18 protein-coding genes are annotated in these 19,737 nt (G+C 71.5%); 4 read left to right on the plus strand and 14 right to left on the minus strand.

Translation table 11 applies throughout. From position 1 onward, the window contains the following. Window positions 1-80: 80 nt before the first annotated feature. Entirely contained in the window at window positions 81-1,529 is a 1,449-nt protein-coding gene (locus QWM81_RS13730; RefSeq protein WP_290112149.1) for a peptidoglycan D,D-transpeptidase FtsI family protein, read from the plus strand. Between the two features lie 116 nt (window positions 1,530-1,645). Next, window positions 1,646-2,068 carry a hypothetical protein gene (locus QWM81_RS13735; protein WP_290112226.1) on the plus strand — a complete coding sequence of 141 codons (423 nt, stop codon included), beginning with the start codon at window positions 1,646-1,648 and terminating at the stop codon, window positions 2,066-2,068. Here QWM81_RS13735 and QWM81_RS13740 read toward each other — a convergent pair. Then, window positions 2,065-3,486 carry an NCS2 family permease gene (locus QWM81_RS13740; protein WP_290112150.1) on the minus strand — a complete coding sequence of 474 codons (1,422 nt, stop codon included), beginning with the start codon at window positions 3,484-3,486 and terminating at the stop codon, window positions 2,065-2,067. The two genes, QWM81_RS13735 and QWM81_RS13740, sit on opposite strands and share 4 nt — an antisense overlap. A 106-nt stretch (window positions 3,487-3,592) precedes the next feature. Here QWM81_RS13740 and QWM81_RS13745 point away from each other — a divergent pair, with 106 nt between their 5' ends. Further along, a complete protein-coding gene (locus QWM81_RS13745; protein ID WP_290112151.1) occupies window positions 3,593-4,621 on the plus strand; it encodes a LacI family DNA-binding transcriptional regulator in 1,029 nt (342 codons plus the stop codon). Here the strand turns inward: QWM81_RS13745 and QWM81_RS13750 are convergent. Together QWM81_RS13750 and QWM81_RS13755 are read right to left on the minus strand one after the other, a co-directional pair. Next, window positions 4,581-5,108 carry a hypothetical protein gene (locus QWM81_RS13750; RefSeq protein WP_290112152.1) on the minus strand — a complete coding sequence of 176 codons (528 nt, stop codon included), beginning with the start codon at window positions 5,106-5,108 and terminating at the stop codon, window positions 4,581-4,583. The genes QWM81_RS13745 and QWM81_RS13750 overlap by 41 nt on opposite strands. An 85-nt stretch (window positions 5,109-5,193) precedes the next feature. After that, window positions 5,194-5,910 (minus strand): hypothetical protein, encoded by a 717-nt coding sequence (locus QWM81_RS13755; RefSeq protein ID WP_290112154.1) that lies wholly within the window; start codon window positions 5,908-5,910, stop codon window positions 5,194-5,196. A 280-nt stretch (window positions 5,911-6,190) separates the two neighbouring features. On the opposite strand from QWM81_RS13755, the gene QWM81_RS13760 reads away from it, so the two are divergent. After that, a complete protein-coding gene (locus QWM81_RS13760; protein WP_290112156.1) occupies window positions 6,191-7,351 on the plus strand; it encodes a glycoside hydrolase family 12 protein in 1,161 nt (386 codons plus the stop codon). A gap of 64 nt (window positions 7,352-7,415) precedes the next feature. On the opposite strand, the gene QWM81_RS13765 is transcribed toward QWM81_RS13760, so the two are convergent. From QWM81_RS13765 to QWM81_RS13815, 11 genes are all read right to left on the minus strand, one after another. Beyond that, window positions 7,416-8,498 carry a lytic polysaccharide monooxygenase auxiliary activity family 9 protein gene (locus QWM81_RS13765; protein ID WP_290112158.1) on the minus strand — a complete coding sequence of 361 codons (1,083 nt, stop codon included), beginning with the start codon at window positions 8,496-8,498 and terminating at the stop codon, window positions 7,416-7,418. 18 nt (window positions 8,499-8,516) lie between these two features. Then, on the minus strand, window positions 8,517-9,911 hold the full coding sequence (locus QWM81_RS13770; RefSeq protein WP_290112159.1) for a glycoside hydrolase family 6 protein: 1,395 nt from the start codon (window positions 9,909-9,911) through the stop codon (window positions 8,517-8,519). A gap of 79 nt (window positions 9,912-9,990) precedes the next feature. Then, complete coding sequence (locus QWM81_RS29355) at window positions 9,991-10,227, minus strand: cellulose binding domain-containing protein (RefSeq protein ID WP_493660870.1); 237 nt, start codon at window positions 10,225-10,227, stop codon at window positions 9,991-9,993. 39 nt (window positions 10,228-10,266) lie between these two features. Next, complete coding sequence (locus QWM81_RS13780) at window positions 10,267-10,608, minus strand: hypothetical protein (protein ID WP_290112160.1); 342 nt, start codon at window positions 10,606-10,608, stop codon at window positions 10,267-10,269. A gap of 65 nt (window positions 10,609-10,673) precedes the next feature. Next, a complete protein-coding gene (locus QWM81_RS13785) occupies window positions 10,674-11,954 on the minus strand; it encodes a pectate lyase family protein (protein WP_290112161.1) in 1,281 nt (426 codons plus the stop codon). A gap of 8 nt (window positions 11,955-11,962) precedes the next feature. Beyond that, window positions 11,963-12,772 (minus strand): rhamnogalacturonan acetylesterase, encoded by an 810-nt coding sequence (locus QWM81_RS13790; protein WP_290112162.1) that lies wholly within the window; start codon window positions 12,770-12,772, stop codon window positions 11,963-11,965. An 87-nt stretch (window positions 12,773-12,859) separates the two neighbouring features. After that, the gene (locus tag QWM81_RS13795; protein ID WP_290112163.1) at window positions 12,860-14,206 is read right to left on the minus strand and encodes an ABC transporter substrate-binding protein; all 1,347 of its coding nucleotides are present in this window, start codon (window positions 14,204-14,206) and stop codon (window positions 12,860-12,862) included. An 18-nt stretch (window positions 14,207-14,224) separates the two neighbouring features. Continuing rightward, window positions 14,225-16,234: a pectinesterase family protein gene (locus QWM81_RS13800; protein ID WP_290112164.1), complete on the minus strand. Its 2,010-nt coding sequence runs from the start codon at window positions 16,232-16,234 to the stop codon at window positions 14,225-14,227. A 30-nt stretch (window positions 16,235-16,264) separates the two neighbouring features. Further along, window positions 16,265-17,794 carry a glycoside hydrolase family 43 protein gene (locus QWM81_RS13805; protein ID WP_290112165.1) on the minus strand — a complete coding sequence of 510 codons (1,530 nt, stop codon included), beginning with the start codon at window positions 17,792-17,794 and terminating at the stop codon, window positions 16,265-16,267. After that, window positions 17,791-18,621, minus strand: coding sequence for a DUF6807 domain-containing protein (locus QWM81_RS13810; RefSeq protein WP_290112166.1), 831 nt, complete (start codon window positions 18,619-18,621; stop codon window positions 17,791-17,793). The genes QWM81_RS13805 and QWM81_RS13810 overlap by 4 nt, the downstream gene beginning before the upstream one ends. Further along, a complete protein-coding gene (locus QWM81_RS13815) occupies window positions 18,618-19,736 on the minus strand; it encodes a Gfo/Idh/MocA family protein (protein WP_290112167.1) in 1,119 nt (372 codons plus the stop codon). The genes QWM81_RS13810 and QWM81_RS13815 overlap by 4 nt, the downstream gene beginning before the upstream one ends. Window position 19,737: the final 1 nt, after the last annotated feature.

Below are 19,737 nucleotides of genomic sequence, written 5' to 3' on the forward strand. Positions count from 1 at the left end.
CCGTAGGAAGATGAACGTTTCCTGAGAAAACCGCACGTACCGGAACTCCCGCCCCCGTCCCGCTCGTCCCTGTGTCCGGGATGAACAAGACGATCAGAAGAGCCGCGGTCTTCTCGCTGCTGCTGGTGCTCGCCCTGCTGGTCCGGGCGACCTGGGTGCAGGTGTACGAGGCCAAGGCGCTCGCGGACGACAAGCACAACCGGCGGAACGTCATCGCGCAGTACGCGCGGCCGCTCGGGGACATCGTCGTGGCCGGATCGCCGGTCACCGGTTCGAAGGAGACGAAGGGCGGCGACCTCCGCTACCAGCGCACCTACACGGACGGCGAGCTGTACGCGGCCGTGACCGGCTACAGCTCGCAGGCGTACGGGTCCAACCAGCTGGAGGGCATCTACTCCACGGTGCTGGACGGGACCGACTCCCGGCTGAAGAACCCGCTCGACACGCTCACCGGCAAGCGGACCGCGCCGGGTGACGTCCTGACGACCATCGACCCGGCGGTGCAGAAGGCCGGGTTCGAGGCGCTGGGCGACACCAAGGGCGCGGCCGTGGCGATCGACCCGAAGACGGGGCGGATCCTCGGCATGGTGAGCACGCCGTCGTACGACCCGTCGGCCATCGCCGGGATGACGGACGGCGCCGCGTGGAAGAGACTCAACGCCGACGAGGACAAGCCCCTGGTGAACCGGGCGATCCGGCAGCCGGTGGCGCCCGGCTCGACGTTCAAGCTGGTCGTCGCGGCGGCGGCGCTGGAGGAGGGGCTGTACGGCTCCGTCGACCAGCCGACGCGCAGCCCGAACCCGTACCGGATGCCGGGCACCGTCACGGACCTGGAGAACGAGAACCCCTCGGCCCCCTGCGCGAACGCCTCCATCCGCGTCGCGCTCCAGTTCTCCTGCAACAACGTCTTCGGGAAGATGGCCGTGGACCTGGGCAAGGACAAGGTCAGGGCGATGGCGGAGAAGTTCGGCTTCAACGACGACCAGCAGGACGTGCCGGTGCGGGCCTACCCCAGCGTCTACCCCTCCGCGATGGACAAGGCGCAGACGGCGCTGTCGGGCATCGGGCAGTTCGATGTGACGGCCACGCCGTTGCAGATGGCCATGGTGTCCGCCGCTATCGCCAACGACGGTCTGCTGGCGGCGCCGCACATGGTGTCCCAGGTCGTGGACGCGGACGGCGACACCCTCGACTCGTACGAGGACGGGGACTTCCGGCGCGTCCTCTCCTCCTCCACCGCCGAGCAGCTGCGCGGCGCGATGGTCACGGTGGTCGAGGACGGCACGGGCTCCAACGCCAAGGTCGGCGGCGCGGAGGTGGGCGGCAAGACGGGCACGGCGCAGCGCGGTGTGGACAACAGCGAGAAGCCGTACGCCTGGTTCACGTCGTACGCCAAGGACCCGGAGAGCGGCAAGGAGGTGGCGGTCGCGGTGCTGATCGAGGACTCGAACGCACGGCGCGCGGAGGTCAGCGGCAACGGCCTGGCGGCGCCGGTGGCGCGGAAGATGATGGCGGCGGCGCTGAAGTAACCCCCGCTGGGCGAGGGTTGGCGGCCGCACGGTATGCAGGTCCTTCGTCCCCCTGTACGTATGGAGGCCCCACCGTGCGACCGCTGCCCCGCCCCCGCTCGCTGTCCGGCTGGACCATGGCGGTCTTCGGCCTGCTCGCCACGGCACTGGGCGCGGTGGGCCTGGCGGCCCCGGACGCCCTGCTCACCCTCATGGGGTTCGCCCCTGTACCGGACGCCCGGCGCGCGGACGGCGACCACACGCTGGTGTTTCTGACCGCCTCCTCGATGGCGGCGGTCAATATGGGCGTCTACTACATGCTGGCGGCCCTCGCCGACTGGAGGGCCTTCTTCCGCTGGACGGTCCCCTTCCGCCTCCTCACCTGCGCGGTCTTCACCCTCACGGTCCTCCTCGGCCGCGCCCCCTCCGGCTTCCTGGCCGTGGGCCTCTGGGAAGCCCTGGGCGCGGCGGCGACCGGAGCGGCACTGAGACACGAGCAACGCAGCAGATGCGCGTGCAAGGCGTCGCCGGTCAGACGGGACTTTGACGACACGACCTAGGCGCCCACCAGCTGCTCGATCGGGTCGATCGCGAAGTACACCGCGAAGAGCGCCGCCGCGGACCACAGCAGGGGGTGGATCTCACGAGCCCTGCCCAGCACGGCCTTGATGACGACGTACGCGAGGAAACCGGCGCCGATGCCGTTGGTGATGGAGTAGGTGAACGGCATCACCGCGATCGTCAGGAACGCGGGGATGGCGATCTCGTACCGCTCCCAGTCGATGTGGCGCACCTGGGCCATCAGCAGGAAGCCCACGGCGACCAGCGCGGGGGCGGCGGCCTGGGCCGGGACGACGGTGGCGAGCGGGGTGAGGAAGAGCGCCAGGGCGAACAGGCCGCCGGTGACGAGTGAGGCGAAGCCCGTGCGGGCGCCCTCGCCGACGCCGGCCGCCGATTCGACGAAGGAGGTGTTGGAGGAGGCGGAGGCCGCGCCGCCCGCGACCGCCGCCACGCCGTCGATGAGCAGGACGCGGCCGAGGTTGGGGACCTTGCCGTTCTCATCCAGCAGGCCGGCCTCGCTGGAGACGCCGACGACCGTGCCCATGGTGTCGAAGAAGTCGCTCAGCAGCAGCGTGAACACCAGCAGGACCAGGGTGACGGCTCCGACCTGCTCGAACGCGCCGAAGAGGCTGAAGGAGCCGACGAGGCCGAAGTCGGGGGCGGAGACGATGTCGTCGGGGATCGCCGGGACGGTCAGACCCCAGGCGGTCGGCCGGATGTCGGCGAGCTCGTTGATGACGATCGCGACGACGGTCGTGACGACGATGGAGATGAGGATCGCGCCGCGCACCGTGCGGGCCATCAGCGCGACGGTGAGCAGCACGCCCAGGCAGAACACCAGGACCGGCCAGCCCGCCAGCTGCCCGGTGGCGCCCAGCTGGACGGGGACCGTTCCGGTCTCGCCGGGGATGCGGGTGACGAAGCCCGCGTCGACGAAGCCGATGAACGCGATGAACAGGCCGATGCCCACGCTGATGGCCTGCTTGAGCTGCTGCGGGATGGCGTTCATGACGGCCTCGCGCAGGCCGGTGACGACCAGGAGGCAGATGAGGATGCCCTCCAGGACGACCAGGCCCATCGCGTCCGCCCAGCTCATGAGCGGGGCGAGCTGGTAGGCGACGACGGCGTTGAGGCCGAGCCCGGCGGCGAGCGCGAGTGGCAGGTTGCCGCCGAGCCCCATGACCGCGGTCATCACGGCGGCCACCAGGGCGGTGACGGTGACGAGTTGGGGCCCCGACAGCTGCGTACCGAATCTGTCCTGCGCGCTGCCCAGGATGATCGGGTTGAGGACGAGGATGTACGCCATCGTGAAGAAGATGGCGAACCCGCCGCGGATCTCGCGTGCGAAGCTCGAACCGCGTTCGCTGATGCGGAAGTAGCGGTCGACGGCGTGTGCCGCGGCCTGTGCTGCCGGCATGGGACTCCTCGTCGGACGGGGTGGGGATGGACAGATTGTGGCCGTGGAGCGGGCGGTTCCAGGCTTACGCCGTGTAACACGTGTCATGGAGCCTTGGAGGTCACGGATGGTCGGACGGGGACGGGTGGGCCCGCCCACGCTGGATGAGGTCGCCGCGCTCGCGGGCGTGGGCCGGGGCACCGTGTCACGGGTCGTCAACAACGCGCCCGGGGTGAAGGAGGCGACGCGGCTGCTGGTCCAGCAGGCGATCGACCGGCTCGGCTACGTACCGAACCGTGCCGCGCGCGCCCTGGCGGGGAGCCGGGCCGACGCGGTGGCGCTGGTGATCCCGGAGAGCGCGCGGCGGTTCTTCGCCGAGCCGTTCTTCTCCGACATCGTCCACGGGGTCAGCGCGGGCCTCGCCGACACCGAGATGCAGCTGCTGCTGACGCTCGTGCGCAGCGACAAGGAGCGGCAGCGGTTCGTGCAGTACGCGCGGGCCGGCCGGGTCGACGGGGTGCTGCTGGTGTCGGTGCACGACAGCGAACCGCTGCCCGACCTGCTGGCCGAGCTGGAGGTGCCGACGGTGCTCAGCGGACGGCGCCGCGGCGACGAGTCGGTGTCGTACGTCGACTCGGACAACGTGGGCGGGGCGCGGGCGGCGGTGCGGCATCTGGTGGGGACGGGGCGGCGCGCCATCGCCACGATCACGGGTCCGCAGGACATGTACGGGGCGCAGTGCCGGCTGCGTGGGTACCGGGAGGCGATGCGGGAGGCGTTCGGGGAGGTGGACCCGGCGTTGACGGCGCGGGGCGACTTCACGGAGGAGAGCGGGCGCCGGGCGGCGGACGAACTGCTGGCGCGGTGCCCGGATCTGGACGCGATCTTCGCGGCGTCGGACGTGATGGCGGCGGGCGCGCTGCACATGCTGCGGGCGGCGGGGAGGCGGGTGCCGGAGGACGTGGCCGTCGTCGGGTTCGACGACTCGCCGATCGCGCAGCACACGGACCCTCAACTGACGACGGTGCGCCAGCCGGTGGAGGAGATGGGCCGGGCGATGGCGCAGGTGCTGCTGGAGGCGGTCCAGAAGCCGGAGGCGGCCGCCTGGCGGCACGTCATCCTGCGGACGGAGCTGGTGGTGCGGGCGTCGACGTGACGCCGCACCGCTGAGCCGGCGCCCTTGCGACGCGCCACCGCCCGTCCTCGTACACCATGCGCAGGGTGCCGGAGGCGGAGCCGCCCTGCCCGGCCTGCCCGGCCTGCCCGCCCTGCCCGGCCTGCCCGCCCTGCCCGGCCTGCCAGTCGACGTCGACCGTGCGGTCGTTCACGGGGACGGCGCGGACCGTCTGGAGGGGCACGGCGAGCAGCGGGTGGCAGTGCTGACTGACGCGTACGTAGGCGGCGCGCGGCACCCGCTGCTTGGCCTCCCGGCTCCACCCGTCCCAGGCGCCGGACCAGTCGCCGCCGGAGAGCAGCCCGAGGTGGTTCTGGGCTGCGGACCGGGCGGCCTGTGCGGCGGTGGCGGGCGGTGAGCCGGTGGCGGCCGGTGAGTCGGCGGCGTCCCGGCCTCGGCTGACGAACCCCACCGCGATGAGGGCGAGGATCACCGCGGCGAGCAGCGACAGGCGGGGGTTTCGGCGCATAAGCCTTCCGGCTTCCGGGCTTCAGCGGATGCGGGCCGCACGGCCGGGGGGCAGGCACCCGGCCGCGCGGCCCTGTGGGAGAGGGTCAGTTGGCGTAGCGCGTGGTGCCGTACTTCTTCACCAGGTCGGTGTTGGAGGAGACGGTCAGGTCCGCGGTGAAGCGGATGGAGTCCCGTGTGGTCTCCAGGGGGACGGCGCCCTGGTTGGGTCCGCCGAGCTTGTAGACCCAGGTGTGGCCGGGGTCGATGCCGCGCTGGGGCAGCGCCACGTCGTGGAAGCCGAGGCGGGCGATGTAGTACGAGGTGCCGTCGCCGCGCTTCACCTCGACGAAGTCCTGCTGCGGGTGCCCGAAGGGCTGCGAGGCGCCGTAGTGGTGCTGGTCGGAGCCGGACGGGGCGAGGAAGACCAGGACGCCGCAGTCCAGGTGGACGGGCTTGCCGGAGCGGTTGGTGAAGACCAGCTCGCGCAGCCCGTAGCCGGTGGTGCTGTCGGCGCGGACGCTGACGGACAGGGGGACGTTGGCCGTGAAGGACGTGGTCAGCGGCTCGTCGAGGATCGGGTTGCGGCCGGCGAGCGGGTAGCTGGGGCTGGTGTGGCAGCGCTCCAGCGGGGTGGTGTACTGCGAGGCCCCGCCGGTCGGCAGCTGCTGGGTGAAGGTCTCGGGGCCGCCGTTGACGGCCGCGGTCTGGCCGGCGGCGGCGGTGGCGGGGCGGGAGACGCCCAGCTGGACGGCGATCGCGGTGACGACGAGCGCGAGTGCGGCGAACGCGGCCAGGGCTAAACGTGCGGTGGGTCGGCGCATCGGGGTCCCTCCTGGGGATGGAAGGCGGCACGGCGGAGGAGATCGGCGTTCTCCGCCGCCGCGCCACCGGGGTGAGGGCGGCAGGTTTTGGGAGCGCTCCCGCCCTCGCCCACCACTGTGCTGATGTGACGGGCCCACGTCAATGCATGCGTCCGATGTCTTGTCACTCGCCCCCGTGACTCCTACAGTCACCACACGGACGCAGTAATGGGAGCGCTCCCAAATCGGACCCCCTCATACCGCTCACCCGGAAGGGCCGCACCGTATGAAGAGCTTCCTCATGGCGAGTTTCCTCCGCCGCACCCGGCACCGCACCCGCCACCGCGTCCGCCATCTGCGCACCGCCGCGACGGCGGCCCTGGTGACCCTGGGCTCACTGTCCGCCCTCGTGACGGCCACCGCCCCCGCGCAGGCCGACACCCTGATCTGCGACCAGTTCGGCTCCACGACCATCCAGGGCCGCTACGTCGTCCAGAACAACCGGTGGGGCACCAGCGCCACCCAGTGCGTCAACGCGACCGCCACCGGCTTCGAGCTCACCCGCGCCGACGGCTCCGTCCCGACGAACGGGGCGCCCAAGTCGTACCCCTCCGTCTACAACGGCTGCCACTACACGAACTGCTCCCCCGGCACCAACCTGCCCATGCGGGTCGACGCCATCAGCAGCGCGCCCACCAGCATCTCGTACGGGTACGTCAACAACGCCGTCTACAACGCCTCGTACGACATCTGGCTCGACCCCACGCCCCGCACCGACGGCGTCAACCGCACCGAGATCATGATCTGGTTCAATCGGGTCGGCCCGATCCAGCCCATCGGCTCACCCACCGGTACGGCCACGGTGGGCGGCCGTACCTGGGAGGTGTGGACCGGCAACAACGGCGCCAACGACGTCATCTCCTTCGTCGCCCCCTCGGCCATCACCGCCTGGACGTTCGACGTGATGGACTTCGTCGACCAGGCCGTCGCCCGGGGCCTCGCCCAACCCTCCTGGTACGTCACCAGCGTCCAGGCGGGCTTCGAGCCATGGCAGAACGGCGCCGGATTGCGCGTGGACTCCTTCTCCTCCACCATCAACACCGGCGGCCCCGGGCCGGGGGACCCGGGCGACCCCGGCACCCCGGCCGCGTGCCGCGTCACCTACGCCACCAACGTCTGGCCCGGCGGCTTCACCGCCAACGTGACCGTGGCCAACACCGGCTCCGCCCCCGTCAACGGCTGGAAGGTCGCCTTCACCCTCCCCTCCGGCCAGAACGTCACCAACGCCTGGAACGCCACCCTCACCCCCTCCTCCGGCGCGGTGACCGCGACGAACACCCCCTCCAACGCCCAGATCGCGCCCAACGGCACCCAGTCCTTCGGCTTCCAGGGCACCTACACGGGCACCTTCGCCAGGCCCGCACAATTCAGCCTCAACGGAACGGCGTGCGCGGTGGCGTAGGCCGCGTCCCGTACGACTGCGGCCGGCCGTCCCCCCGTGGGTACGGCCGGCCGCTTTGCGCGTCTCAGTGGTGGTGGACCATGCAGCTCAGTTGTGGGGTGGTGGGCGGGGCGCCGCCGGTGGCGGTGAAGCCGTAGGTGGTGGTGGCGCCGGAGGCCAGCGAGCCGTTCCAGGGGGTGTTGGAGACGGTGATCGCGGTGCCGGTGCCCGCGAGGGTGCCGTTCCAGATCGATGCGACACGCTGGCCGTCCGGCAGGGTGGCGTGGACCATCCAGGAGGGGATGGGGGCCGTGCCGGTGTTCGTGACGGTGACCTCGGCCTGGTAGCCGCCGGTCCAGGCGTTGACCGTGCGCTGGGTGGCGGTGCAGACGCCGGAGGGTGGCGGAGCCGGGGTCGGGCCGGGGTCGCCGGCCGGGTCGCCGACGCCCGTCACCTCGCCGTTGCCACCGTCGAAGACCACGTCGGAGCAGCCGTAGAAGGTCTCCTGGCTGTCCGAGCGCTGCCACACCGAGTAGATGATGTGGCGGCCGGTCTTGTTGGCCGGGAGGGTGGCCGTCCACTTGTACTGGCCCTCCAGCGTGCCCACCTGTCCGGTGACCCGGGGGTGGTCGACCGTCAGGAACGGCTGGTCCTCCAGGTCGTCCCAGCCCAGCGGCCGGCTGGGGTCGTAGCCGTCCTTGGTGATGTAGAGGTGGAACCAGCCAGGGTGCGCGGCCCACGCGTTGTACGAGAAGTCCAGCGGGGCGCCGGAGGTGAGGTGAGTGAGGGGCCAGTCCGTACGGGGCAGGTCGAAGCCCGCGTAACCGGGGTTGCCGCCGCTGCACAGCTTGCCGTCCGGGATGAAGCCCTCGGTGCGGCCGCCGCCGTCGGAGCGGAGCACCGAGAACCAGTTGTAGAGCGAGTTGTCACCGCTCTGGGACACCGCCGCGTCACAGGCGGGGTTCTTGGGGTCGATGTTGCCCTGCGGGGTCAACCCGTCCTTCCAGCAGAGGAACGTACGGCTGCCAGGCTGCATCATCGCGCCGTGCGCGGCGGCCGGGCTCCCCGACGTCATCACCAGGAGCAGCGCGGGGAGGGCGGCGAGCAGGCACAGCAGGGACAGAGGGGTGCGTAAGCGTCGTCCGACGCGCGGTGAGCGTTGCCTCATCGTCTTCTCCTTCCGGGGTCACGTCAGCGGGATCGCCGGGTGGGCGTTGGTCACGAGCATCCGGAACTGGTCGTGGAACCAGTGGCCGGCCAGCGGTGCGTCCGGCAGCACGCCGGGCGTCACCTCCGGGTCGCACATGGGGTCCGGGCGCTTGCCCTCGCCGTTCGGGATGTCCTCACCCGCCCCGTCCGACTCGCCCGGCGGCTTGACCCACAGGAAGGCGTCCAGGTGCGAGTCGGGGTGACCGGCGGGGGCCGCCCGGGGCCGCTCCCCCATGCCCGCTCCGCTCACGTTGCACCACAGCCCGCGTTGCGCCCGCCGGTCGGCCTTGGATTCGGTGACGTACGTGTCGAGGGTGGTGCTGGTGCTCTCCGCGGTGGGCCGGTCGGGGCCGCCCCATCCGTTGCGGGAGGTGTCGATGACCATCCCGGTGCTCGCGGGCCAGCCCTGGGCGACCAGCGCGCGGTGGATGGCCCGGGTGAAGTCCGCCTCGTCGAACTGCGGGTTCCACCCGTAGAAGGCGCTGGACTTGACCGGGGCGCCGCCCACCACCCGGTCCGGGTCGGTGAGGAACGGCTCGGCGAGCGGCGTGTAGTTGGAGACGTTGGTGACGAGCCCGTCCACGCTCGCGAGGCCCGCGGCCGTCCCCTTGGCCACGTCCGTGTACAACCGGGTGGTCTGCTCCAGGTTGCTGTCCCAGCCCAGCCAGCCGGAGTGCGCGAAGTCCATGTACGTGTACACGTTCGGGATGGCGTGGAGTTTGTCGAGCGCGTACCGGATGGCCTCGACCTGGATGCCGCTGCTCTGCGCCTGGGCGCATTCGGGGTCGTTCAGGTTGGTCACCAGGTTCGGCAGGCCGTCGGGTTCGATGACCGTGGTGATGCGGATGGACCGGTACTTCGGGTGGGCGAGGACCTTGGCGATGGCGTCGATGTACTCGCTCCGGTAGCGCTCCAGGCCGGCCTCGGTGAGCGGGAGTTCGCCGCTGGAGGCCTGGGCGGCGCAGTCGCGGCCGGGGAGGTCGTAGACGACGAAGGTCGCGACCACCGGGCGGCCGGGTTTCTTCTGGGCGAGCGCCAGGTCGAGGTGGTGGGTGAGGCTTCTGCGGCCCGCGTTGGCGGCGCCGCCGTGGATGGCGGCGATGCGGTCCAGCCACACGGCCGTGGGGTAGCGCTTGACCGTCTTCATCTTCGCCCGGACGGCCGGGTCGGCGGTCCGGGCGATGGACCCCTCGACGAGGCGGGCGTAGTCGGGGTTGACGTAGAACGACGCGCCCGCGAAGGGGTTGTCCACGCGGGTGGGGGTCGTGTCGGTCGCAGCCGGTGCCGCGCCGAGCAGGGTGGCGGTGACGGTGGCCGCGGCCAGGGCGGCGGCGAGCCCTCGCCACCTGCTTCTGCGGTACGGGGTGGTCATGTGCGGCTCCTTGTTTCGGGACGGATCCGGGAGCGCTCCCATCAATGCCCGGGGCGCTCGCGGGGATCTGCGGGGAGGATCAGGCGGCGGGCGGCGCACCCCAGGCCAGAGCGGCGCCGGTGTACGCGGGGATCGCCGGGGCGTCGGCGTACGCGGTCGAGGCCGTCCGGCTGTAGTCGTCGGCCTCGTTGAAGTCGGACCAGTCGGCCTTGCTCATCCGCGGCTGGATGTCGCCGGTGTCCCTCCCGACCGCCGGCGTGCGCAGGCGCCGGAGCGGCCCCCGAGGCGGCTGCTTACGTGTTCGTGACTGTCCCACTGTGTGCCCTTCTGCCGTTTCGGGAAACGAGAAGCACGTTCAGTTGTGGGAGCGCTCCCAATCCGCGCTGTTCATGAAGCCAGGCGCCACCTGAGCTGTCAACCTTCCCGACAGGATCGGATGAGGGTCAGTCACCGCCGGTGAAGCCAGTGAGGTCATTGGTGTGGTGGATGACCGGCACCACACAGCGCCACAGGACGGCGAGGCCGGGGAGGACGGCGTCGGTCGCACCTGGCGCGCAAGAAGACCACCGGCCGCCGTCGCCGGCGCCACCGCCGTTCCGGCGAGGACCCGCGCCGCCACGACGAAGGGCGGGCCGGACCGGCGTACCACAACCGCGTCACGGTGCAGCCGCCCGACGTCGGCGAGTTCGATCAGCATTCCGCGCTTCCCCCTGCCCCGAACCGTGATGCTCACGACGCCGGGGCAGGAGAGAACGCACCGGCTCAGCAGACCTTTCCGGCTCCGGCCCGCTGCCCGACGAGTCCCGGCACCGCACGCGGATCGTCGACCCTGGCCCGCAGAGTGGGAATCCAACCTGCCCCGGACTGAAGGGGGTTGCCGGGGTTCACCGCATTGTGGGCGGCGATGAGGTCGACCGTACGGCCGTTGACGCGGTTGTCCACGGCGGTGAGCGGCGCCTCCTTCCACTTCTTCAGGATCTTCCCGGCGCCGACGCCCTCGGGCAGGGTGAAGGCGTTCTTCTCCGCGTACAGCCGCGACTCGTGGCCGATGCCGAAGGAGTACGCGTAGCTCTGCCCCTCCTTCACCACGTAGTGGTTGTTGTACGCGTCGACCTGGCCGAAGCGGACGCGCGGGGCGCGCTCGACGACACCGGTGAAGAGATTGTGGTGCAGCGTCACCTTGAGCTTGCCCGCATCCGTGGCGGCCGCACTGTCACTGTTGCCGATCATCAGGGTCTTGTCGTGGTCGGCGAAGACGTTCCAGGACGCGGTGACATGGTTGGCGCCGCGCACGATGTCCAGTTCGCCGTCATGCTGCTGATAGATCTCGCCGTAGTACCGAGAAAGCGAACTGTCGGGATACCGCCCGTCCGTGAAGGTGTTGTGGTCGATCCACACGTGCGTCGAGCCGTACACGACCATCGCGTCGTACTCGGAGTTCCACGCGCCGGTCGCACCGTCCGTGGGGTCCCACTGCGGGAAGCAGTCGAGCGGGCTCTCCAGGCTCAGGTTGCGGACGATGACGTTGTCGACGCCCCGGATCTGGAGGCTTCCACCCGTGATCCCGGCGCCTTTGCCCACCCCCACGATCGTGGTGTTGGCGGGGACGTACGCCTTGATGGAAGCGGCCTGCCTCTTCGCGGAGGCCGCGCGCAGGTCCTCCTGCGGCCCGCTGACGGGGGTGTCGTACCCCCACACGGCGGGGTCGTAGTCGGCGAGGTACCGCGCGAAGTCGTAGCCGTCAACCTCGAACGCCTCGCAGCCGCCTTCGGTGGCGTTGAGGGTGCCCACGACGCGGATGATCCTCGGGGCGGTGCCGCCGGCCGCTAGTGCGGCCTTGAACTCGGCCCAGGTTCTGACGGTGTGGGTGTGCGCGGCGTCGGCGGCGGCTCCGCCCGTGGTGCCCGGTCCCTCGGACGCCCAGCCGTCACCCGCGGCGAGGGTCTGCCGACCGAGGTCCGGCGTCGCCGCGTGGGCAGGGGTGAGGGAGAGCACAAGGGCGGTGCATCCGGCGAGCGAGGCGCTGATGACTCGGGTACGCATGGCGACTCCTATCGTGGTGGCCAGGTGATCCATGCGGCGGGGACGGGCTCCTCCAGCCGCCGTACGTCGCGAGCGGCCAGCACCCCGCGCTCCCGCAGGCCGCCCGCCACCAGCCGCGCCACCTCGATGGCGCCACGCGGCCGGAAGTGGGTGTTGTCCTGCTTGCCGTCCGGGTAGTGGGGTGACTCGCCCGGCGTGAGCCAGTTGAAGTACGCCTTCGACGGCTCGGGGCCGAGCTTCTGCCACTCGGCGAGCGACGCGGCCTGTACGTCGACGAGCGGCACGCCCTCCTCGGCGGCCAGCGCCCGCATGGCCGCCGGGTACTCCCCGTGCGTCGGCACGGCGTTGCCCCCGGCGTCGAACCTCCGCCGCTCGACGGGCGTCAGCAGCACGGGCCGCGCCCCGCTCGCCCGCGCCCCCGCCACGTACCGGAGCAGGTGCTCCCGGTAGGTCGTCCAGGGCTCGGTGTACCGGGCGGGGTCGGTGGCCTTCTGGTCGTTGTGCCCGAACTGAACAAGAAGCAGGTCGCCGGGGCGGAGGCCCGCCAGGACGGTGTCGAGGCGGCCCTCGTCGACGAAGCTCTTCGAACTACGGCCGTTGACCGCGTGGTTGGCCACGGCCAGGTGCCGGGTGAGGAAGAAGGGCAGGGCCATGCCCCACCCGGTCTCGGGCGCCGCGTCCGTGTACTTCTGGGCGGCGGTGGAGTCACCGGCGATCCACACCGTGGGGGTACGCGGCCGCGCGGTCGCGGTGCCCGCAGGCATCAGCGGCAGGGCGGCGGCGAGGGCGGCCACGGTCCGTCTACGGCTCAGGGACATGTCGTTGCGGAGCCTTTCGTGCGGGGGGGCAGGAACGTGGCCGGCGGGGGGCGACCGGGCCCGCCGCCGGCCGGTTCATGGGCGCGTTCAGCTCTTGTTCTGCTCGTTCCACTCGGCCTGCGCCTCGTTGAGCTGCTTGGCGAGCGTGTCGGCGAACTCCTTCGCCGTCATCGCGCCCAGCAGCACCTTCTGGAAGTTCGGCTCGTTCTCCGCCTTGCTGATCTTGTTCCAGTCGGGCAGGTAGTACGGCAGTTCCACGATCTTGGTGGAGCCGTCCGTGAGCGCCTTGGCGCCCAGCTTGGTGGCCTCGGCCTCGTTCATCCACGGGTCGGCCGCCGCGTCGGTGTTCGCCGGGATGGCGCCCGCCGACTCGTTCCACTTGCTGTTGGACTCGTGCGATGCGGCGAACTCGATGAACTTCCAGGCAGCGGCCTTGTTCTCGCTGCTCTTGAACAGGCCGAGACCGTCGACCGGGTTGGAGACCTGGACGCGGACGCCGCCGGGGCCGGTGGGGTTGGGGATGCCGGCGAACCTGTCCCTGCCCAGGGCCTTCACATGGTCGGTGTACGAGCCGAGGTTGTGGCTGAGCATGCCGATGGTGCCGGTGTCGAACTGGGCGACCATCTTCTTGAAGTCGTTGTTGACGTCGGCCTCGGGCGTGGTCCGCTTGTACAGCCCGACGTACTTCTCCAGCGCCGCCACGTTCTTGGGGTCGTTGACCGTGGTCTTGTCGCCCTTCCAGAAGGACGTGATGCCCGACTGGCCGTACATGGCGTCCAGCGCCTGGGCGATGGAGCCGGCCCCGCCGCGGATGGTGTAGCCGAACTCGTTGTTGTCGGCGTCGGTGAGCTTCTCGGCCGCCTCGTAGAACTTCGGCCAGGTCGTCGGCGCGTCCAGGCCCGCCGCCTTGAACAAATCCGTGCGGTAGTACAGCGTGCCGTTGCTGGCGGAGGTCGGCACCGAGTACATCTCGTCGCCGCGGCCGCCGGCCGACTTGACCGACGCCACCATGGCCGGCACGAGCTTGCCCTTCAGGGCGGAGTCCTCGATCCGGTCGCCGACCGGCTCCAGGGCCTCCTGCGCCACGATGTTCGCCAGGTACGCCGCGCCGACACCGCCGACGTCCGGCAGGCCGCCGCCCGCGATGGCCGTGTCGTACTTCGACTGCACGTCCTCGCTGGGGATCGGGACGTACCTGACCTTGATGTCCGGGTTCTTGGCGTGGAAGTCCTTGATGATCTCCTGCCAGACGGCGGTGCGCACACCGCCGTTGTTGTCCCAGAAGGTGATGGTGCCCTTGCCGGAACCCTCCGCACCGGCGCCGGCGGTTCCGTTGTCACCGCAGCCGGTCGCGGTCAGGGCGAGCACCGCGGCCAGGGACACGGCGGCGACCGCGCGGACCCTTCTGAAGCCCTGGGGGATGGTGGTTCTCATGGTGTCGGCTCTTCTCTCTCAGCTGGTGCTGCTGATACGGGTGTGGTGCGGGGCCCAGCCGTCCCGGCCGGCGAGGTAGTCGGCGACCTCGTGGCCGGCGGCGTCGGCGTCGGACATCTGGGGGCGGTCGGCGGTGACGGTGGCGCCCGGCCCGTAGGTGCGGTACTCGGCGAAACGGGCGTCCTTCCACGAGAAGCCGCCCATGTCCGTCCACGGCGAGGACTTGATCGCGGCGGGCAGCTCGGTGTCGCGGATGAGCACCTGCCCGATGGCGTCCGGGTTGCCGCCCGGGTGCCACGGCCGGCCGAGGTGGAAGGAGCCGGCCGGGGCGTCGCTCACGATCCGGGAGCGGGTGATCAGGAACCCGTACGGGTTGTCCTTCCAGGTGCTGGCCGCGGTGACATAGCCGTTGTTGGTGCCCGACCCACGGCTGAGCGCCCTGATCAGGGAGCGCTCGATGACGGTGGTGGCCCGTCCGTAGATGAAGTCGACATCGCCCTCGATGTACGAGTCGCGGATGTAGACCCTGCTGATGACGTTCAGCGCCGGGCTGTCGGTCATCAGAGTGTCCTGGTTGCCCTTGAAGGCGGTGTTCTCGAAGACGATCCGGTCGCCGGTGGTCTTCATGGCGAGCGCCTGCTCGGCGTTCAGCTCGACGGCCGCCTCGTCGAAGTCGTTGACGAAGGTGAGGTTGCGGGCGGAGACGTCGGAGGCGGCGATCAGGACGGTGGCGCTGCCGGACGATCCTCCGTACGCGTTGGGCGTGTTGTACACGATCACGGTCTTCGACCGGTCCGCGCCCGTGCCGGTGAGGGCGATCCTGGGCTTGCCGGCGGGGACGCGGACCTTTTCGCGGTACGTCCCGGGCGCGATGCGCAGCGTCACGGCCCCGTCGTTGCCGGCCGGGACGGCGTCGACGGCGGACTGGATGGTGGGGTACGCGGCCGGGACGTCGAGCACGGTGTCGGTGCCGAGGTTCTTCTGCGGGCCGGAGAAGCGGGTCACCAGGGCGGGTACGGCGGCGGCCGGGTCGAGCCGGTAGGCGTAGAAGTCACGCGGGTCGAAGGCGGTGCCCCACTCGTCGTGGCGTCCGGTGGTGTTGTCCAGGATGGAGCCGCGCTCGGCCAGCTGGGCGGTGGCGTCCGCCTGGTAGGGGTGCTGGACGTCGCGGTAGTAACTGTTCTCGATCACCATCCGGGTCCGGCCGCGCGCCCAGTTCCCGTACGACCAGACGGGGTCGCCGTCCGCGACCTGGGCGGAGAGGTAGTTGTTGTAGAGGTGGGCGTAGGCGCAGTTGTCGGCGGACGGGTTGCGCTGCTTGGTGCCGCTGAACCAGTTGTGGTCGACGGTGATCTGGGTGGTGACGTTGTCCGTCCAGCCGATCCCGAACGCCTTGTTGTGGTTGTCGAAGCGGTTGTAGGAGACGGTGACGTACTGGCTGTCCTTGCGGACGTCGAGCAGGCCGTCGCCCATGCGCGTGAAGCGGTTGTGGTCGATCCAGACGTGGTGGACGGAGTCCATCTGGATGGCGTCGAAGTCGCTGGTCTTGCCGTCCCAGTCGCCCTCGACGTAGGAGTCGCGGATGGTGAGGTTGCGGATGATGACGTTGTGCGTGCCGGGCTTGAGGTTCAGCTCGCCGTGCACGATCTCGCCGCTGGTGCCGACGCCGATGAGGGTCTTGTCGGAGGCGACGGTGACCGAGGAGCCGAAGGGCTGGACGTCGATGGCGCCCGCGACCCGGATGATGTAGGGCTCGGCGGCGCCCGCGTACCTGGCCAGGTCGGCCTGGGTGCGGACGGTGACCACCTTGCCGCCCCTGCCGCCGGTCGTCCCGCCGGCGAGGGAGGCGAAGCCGTGCGGCTCGTCGGCCCAGGGGGCCTGCTGTACGGCTGGCCGGTCGGCTGGCCGGTGCGGTTCGGGCGGCGCGGCCTGCGCCGGGTTGACGGCGCCCAGTCCCAGGGCGGCGACGAGCGCGGTGACGGCGGCCAGGGCCCTGCCTGGCAAGCGCTTGCTACGGACGTGCGTCATTGCGGCTCCCAACAGGCGTGGAAAGTGCGTTCAGTTGATACGGAAGTCGGTGAACATGGCGGTCCCGGCGTCGCCCTGGCCGTCCGGCGCGAGCGCGAACAGCCCCAGCAGCGCCCCGACCCAGCGCCAGGGCGTGGCGGCGAAGACCGGTCCCGACGGCCGCCACCCCTCCCCCGCGTCGTACGCGAACCGGCAGCGGGCGCCCGCCGACACCTCGACGCACAGCCGCACCGGTCCGCCCCCCGGGACGGGGACCGGCCGCGCCGCGTCCCGCTCGTGCTCCGCGACCGGCTCGGCGAACCGGTGGACCAGGTACACCTCGCCGTCCGGGCCCCGCTGCGCCCCGATCCACGAGAAGGCGTCGCCCAGCACCGCGAGCCCGGCCCGGGCACCCGGCTCGGCGGACTCCAGGGCGAGCGTCACCTCGGCGGTGAACGTCTCGGCGGGCAGCCGCTGGGTGAGCACGTTCGGCAGGAGGCGCAGGTCGTGCGCGTCGGCCGTCCGTACGCACGCCATGCGCAGCCCGTCACCGCCGTGTTCGGCGGTCCACCCGGCGCGCTGGTTCGCCGTCCACTGCCACTGCCGCCCGTAGCGCCCGCCCGGGAAGGCGTCGTCGGTCGCGGGCGCCTCCACGGGCTGCGGCGGCCCGGCCGGTTTGCGGTGGACGGCGACCGGTTCGCCCCCGTCGCCGATCACGGGCCAGCCGTCCGCGTCCCACGCCATGGGCTGGAGGTGGACGACCCGTCCGTACGCCCCGCGCGCCTGGAAGTGCAGGAACCAGTCCTCGCCCGCCGGGGTGCGCACCCAGCCGCCCTGGTGGGGGCCGTTGACGTCGGTGCGGCCCTGGGCGAGGACGATCCGCTCCTCGTAGGGGCCGAAGAAGTCCCGGGCCCGGAAGGCGCCCTGCCAGCCGGTCTCCACTCCCCCGGCCGGGGCGAAGATCCAGAACCAGCCGCCGTGCCGGTACAGCTTCGGGCCCTCCAGGGTGAACCAGCCGGGGATCGTGTCCCCGTCGACGATCACCTTGCCGCCGTCGAGCAGGGCGCGGCCGTCGCGGCTCATCCGGTGGCCGGTGAGCCGGTTCTTCACGCCGGATCGCGACTTGGCCCAGGCGTGCACGAGGTACGCCTCGCCGGTCTCCTCGTCCCACAGCGGGCAGGCGTCGATGAGCCCTTTGCCGGCCTTCAGCAGGTGCGGTTGGCTCCAGGGTCCCCGGACGTGCTCGGCGTTGATCTGGTACACCCCGTGGTCGGGGTCGCCCCAGAAGATCCAGAAGCGGCCGTCGGCGTGGCGCAGGGAGGGTGCCCATACGCCCCGGTCGTGGCGTGGTGCGGCGAAGTCGGCGGCGGGGGTGAGCCGTGGGAGGGCGTGCCCGATGAGCGACCAGTTGACCAGGTCGCGGGAGTGCAGCAGGGGCAGTCCGGGGGCGCGGCCGAAGCTGGAGGCGGTCAGGTAGAAGTCCTCGCCCACGGCGATGACGTCCGGGTCGGACCAGTCGGCGTTGAGAACCGGGTTGCGGTAGGTGCCGTCGCCGAGGTCGGCCGTCCACACCGGTGTCATGACAGGGCCTTCCGTACGAGCACGGCGGCCTCGCCCCGGTCCAGGGCGCCGTCCGCGACGACGGTCACCACGCGGCGTACGACGGTCCCGCCGGCCGGGACGGGCAGGCGGCCGTCCCAGGCGAGGCAGGAGCCGACGCCGGGGTACTCCTCGGTGCGGACGAACCAGGGGTCGTCCCGGGTGGCCTCGGTGGCCCCGGCGAAGACGAGGGTCCAGTCCGTGCCGGTGAGGGCCAGCCAGTCGGCGGTCCGCCCGTGAACCGAGCTTTCACCCTCGGCGTCGGCGGTGAAGACCACGGGCGGGGCCGCCTCCTTGGGGGCGCGCCAGAAGAAGCCGCCGTAACCGGCTCCCTTGCGGCCGTTGGTGGCGGGCGACCCTAGGGAGAGGTCTTGGGTGCCCGGGTTGGTGAGCGAGAAGGTGAAGTCCAGCGCCCAGGCGGTCGCGGTCAGTTCGGTGGTGGCGACGGTCCGGCGTTCGCGCAGCAGCTCTCCGGCGGGGGTGCGCCAGGAGAGGTCCTCGACGAACCCGTCGGGGTCGCGCAGCTTCCAGCCGTCGTGGCGCTGTTCACCGTGGTTGTCGAGCTCGGTCGGCCCCTGGTCGCGTACGAAGGTGCGGCCGCCCCAGAAGTTGTGGCCGGCCACGTCCGGGACGGCGACCGAGACGCCGAGGTGGTGCGGGTGGTCCCCGGGCCGCTCCTCGGTGACGGGGGTGCCCTTGAGGGTGGTGACCGGGTGGAGGTAGGGGCGGGGCGCCAGGCGGGCGGCGAGGTCGGGGCGGTGGACATAGCGGCCCACGGGGCGGCCCGCGCACCGCAGAACGAGGTTCATGGGGAGTTCGCCTCCAGCTCGGAGAAGAGGGAGAGGGTGGCGGCGCTCGCGTGGAGAAGTCCGTCGATGCCCTTGACCACCCGGCGGCCGCCGTCCGCGTACCAGGCGCCGTCCGGGAGCCGGCGTGGCTCGGGAGCGGTGCGTACGGCTTCGACGAGCCGCATGAAGGCGCCCGTGCGGTCCGGCGGGACGAGCAGTTCCTCGCCGCCTCGCACATGGGCGATGAGGTTCTCCAGGAGGTCGGTGCGGCCGTGGACGTGCTCCACGGGGCCGTGGCCGGCCCGCTGCACCAGCACCCGGTCCTGCTTGTACCAGAACGTCACGCGGCCCCGGCTGCCGTGGACGATGACGTACGGCTCGCCGGGCTCCTCGGCGCACAGCGTCACGGCGGCGGTGACGCGGGTGCCGCGCGCGGTGGTGACGCGTACGCACGAGGTGTCGTCGGCCTCGATGTCGTTGGCGCGGGCCAGCTCCAGTTCGATGCCGGCGACGTCCTCGGCGTGCGGGCTGCCGTCCAGCGCGAGGGCGGTGGCCACGGCGTGCGCGAGGGGGTTGGTGAGGACCCCGTCCACCACGTCGGTGCCGTCCAGGCGGCGTTTGCCGGCCCACGGGGAGCGCCGGAAGTACGCCTCGTCGCGGGCCCAGGGCCCGGCGGCGCCGATGCCCGTGACCTCGCCGACGGCTCCCTCCGCGACGAGTGCGGCGATCGCGGGCAGGGCGTGGGAGCCGAGCGACTGGAAGCCGATCTGGCAGGCGGTGCCGGCCTCCCGTACCCCGTCGGCCATCCGGCGGAACTCCGCGTAGGAGGGCGCGGGCGGCTTCTCCAGCAGGATGTGCACGCCCCGGCGGGCGGCGGTGAGCGCGAGCGCGGTGTGGGTGTCGATGGGCGTGCAGATGACCGCGATCCCTGCCCCCGTGGCGTCCAGCAGGGCGCCGAAGTCGGCGGACTGGAGCGGCCTGCCGAAGCCGTCGAGCTCCCGCTCGTCCAGGGGCCGCAGCTCGCAGACGCCCGCGAGCCGTACCAGGCCCCGCTGCTGGAGGCGCTGGATGTTGTGCAGGTGCCAGCGGCCGTGGCCGCGGGCGCCCGCGAGGACGACGGGTATCGGCGTGTCCATG

The organism is Streptomyces ficellus, assembly GCF_030406405.1.
In the GTDB taxonomy this organism is placed as follows: Bacteria; Actinomycetota; Actinomycetes; order Streptomycetales; family Streptomycetaceae; genus Streptomyces; species Streptomyces ficellus_B.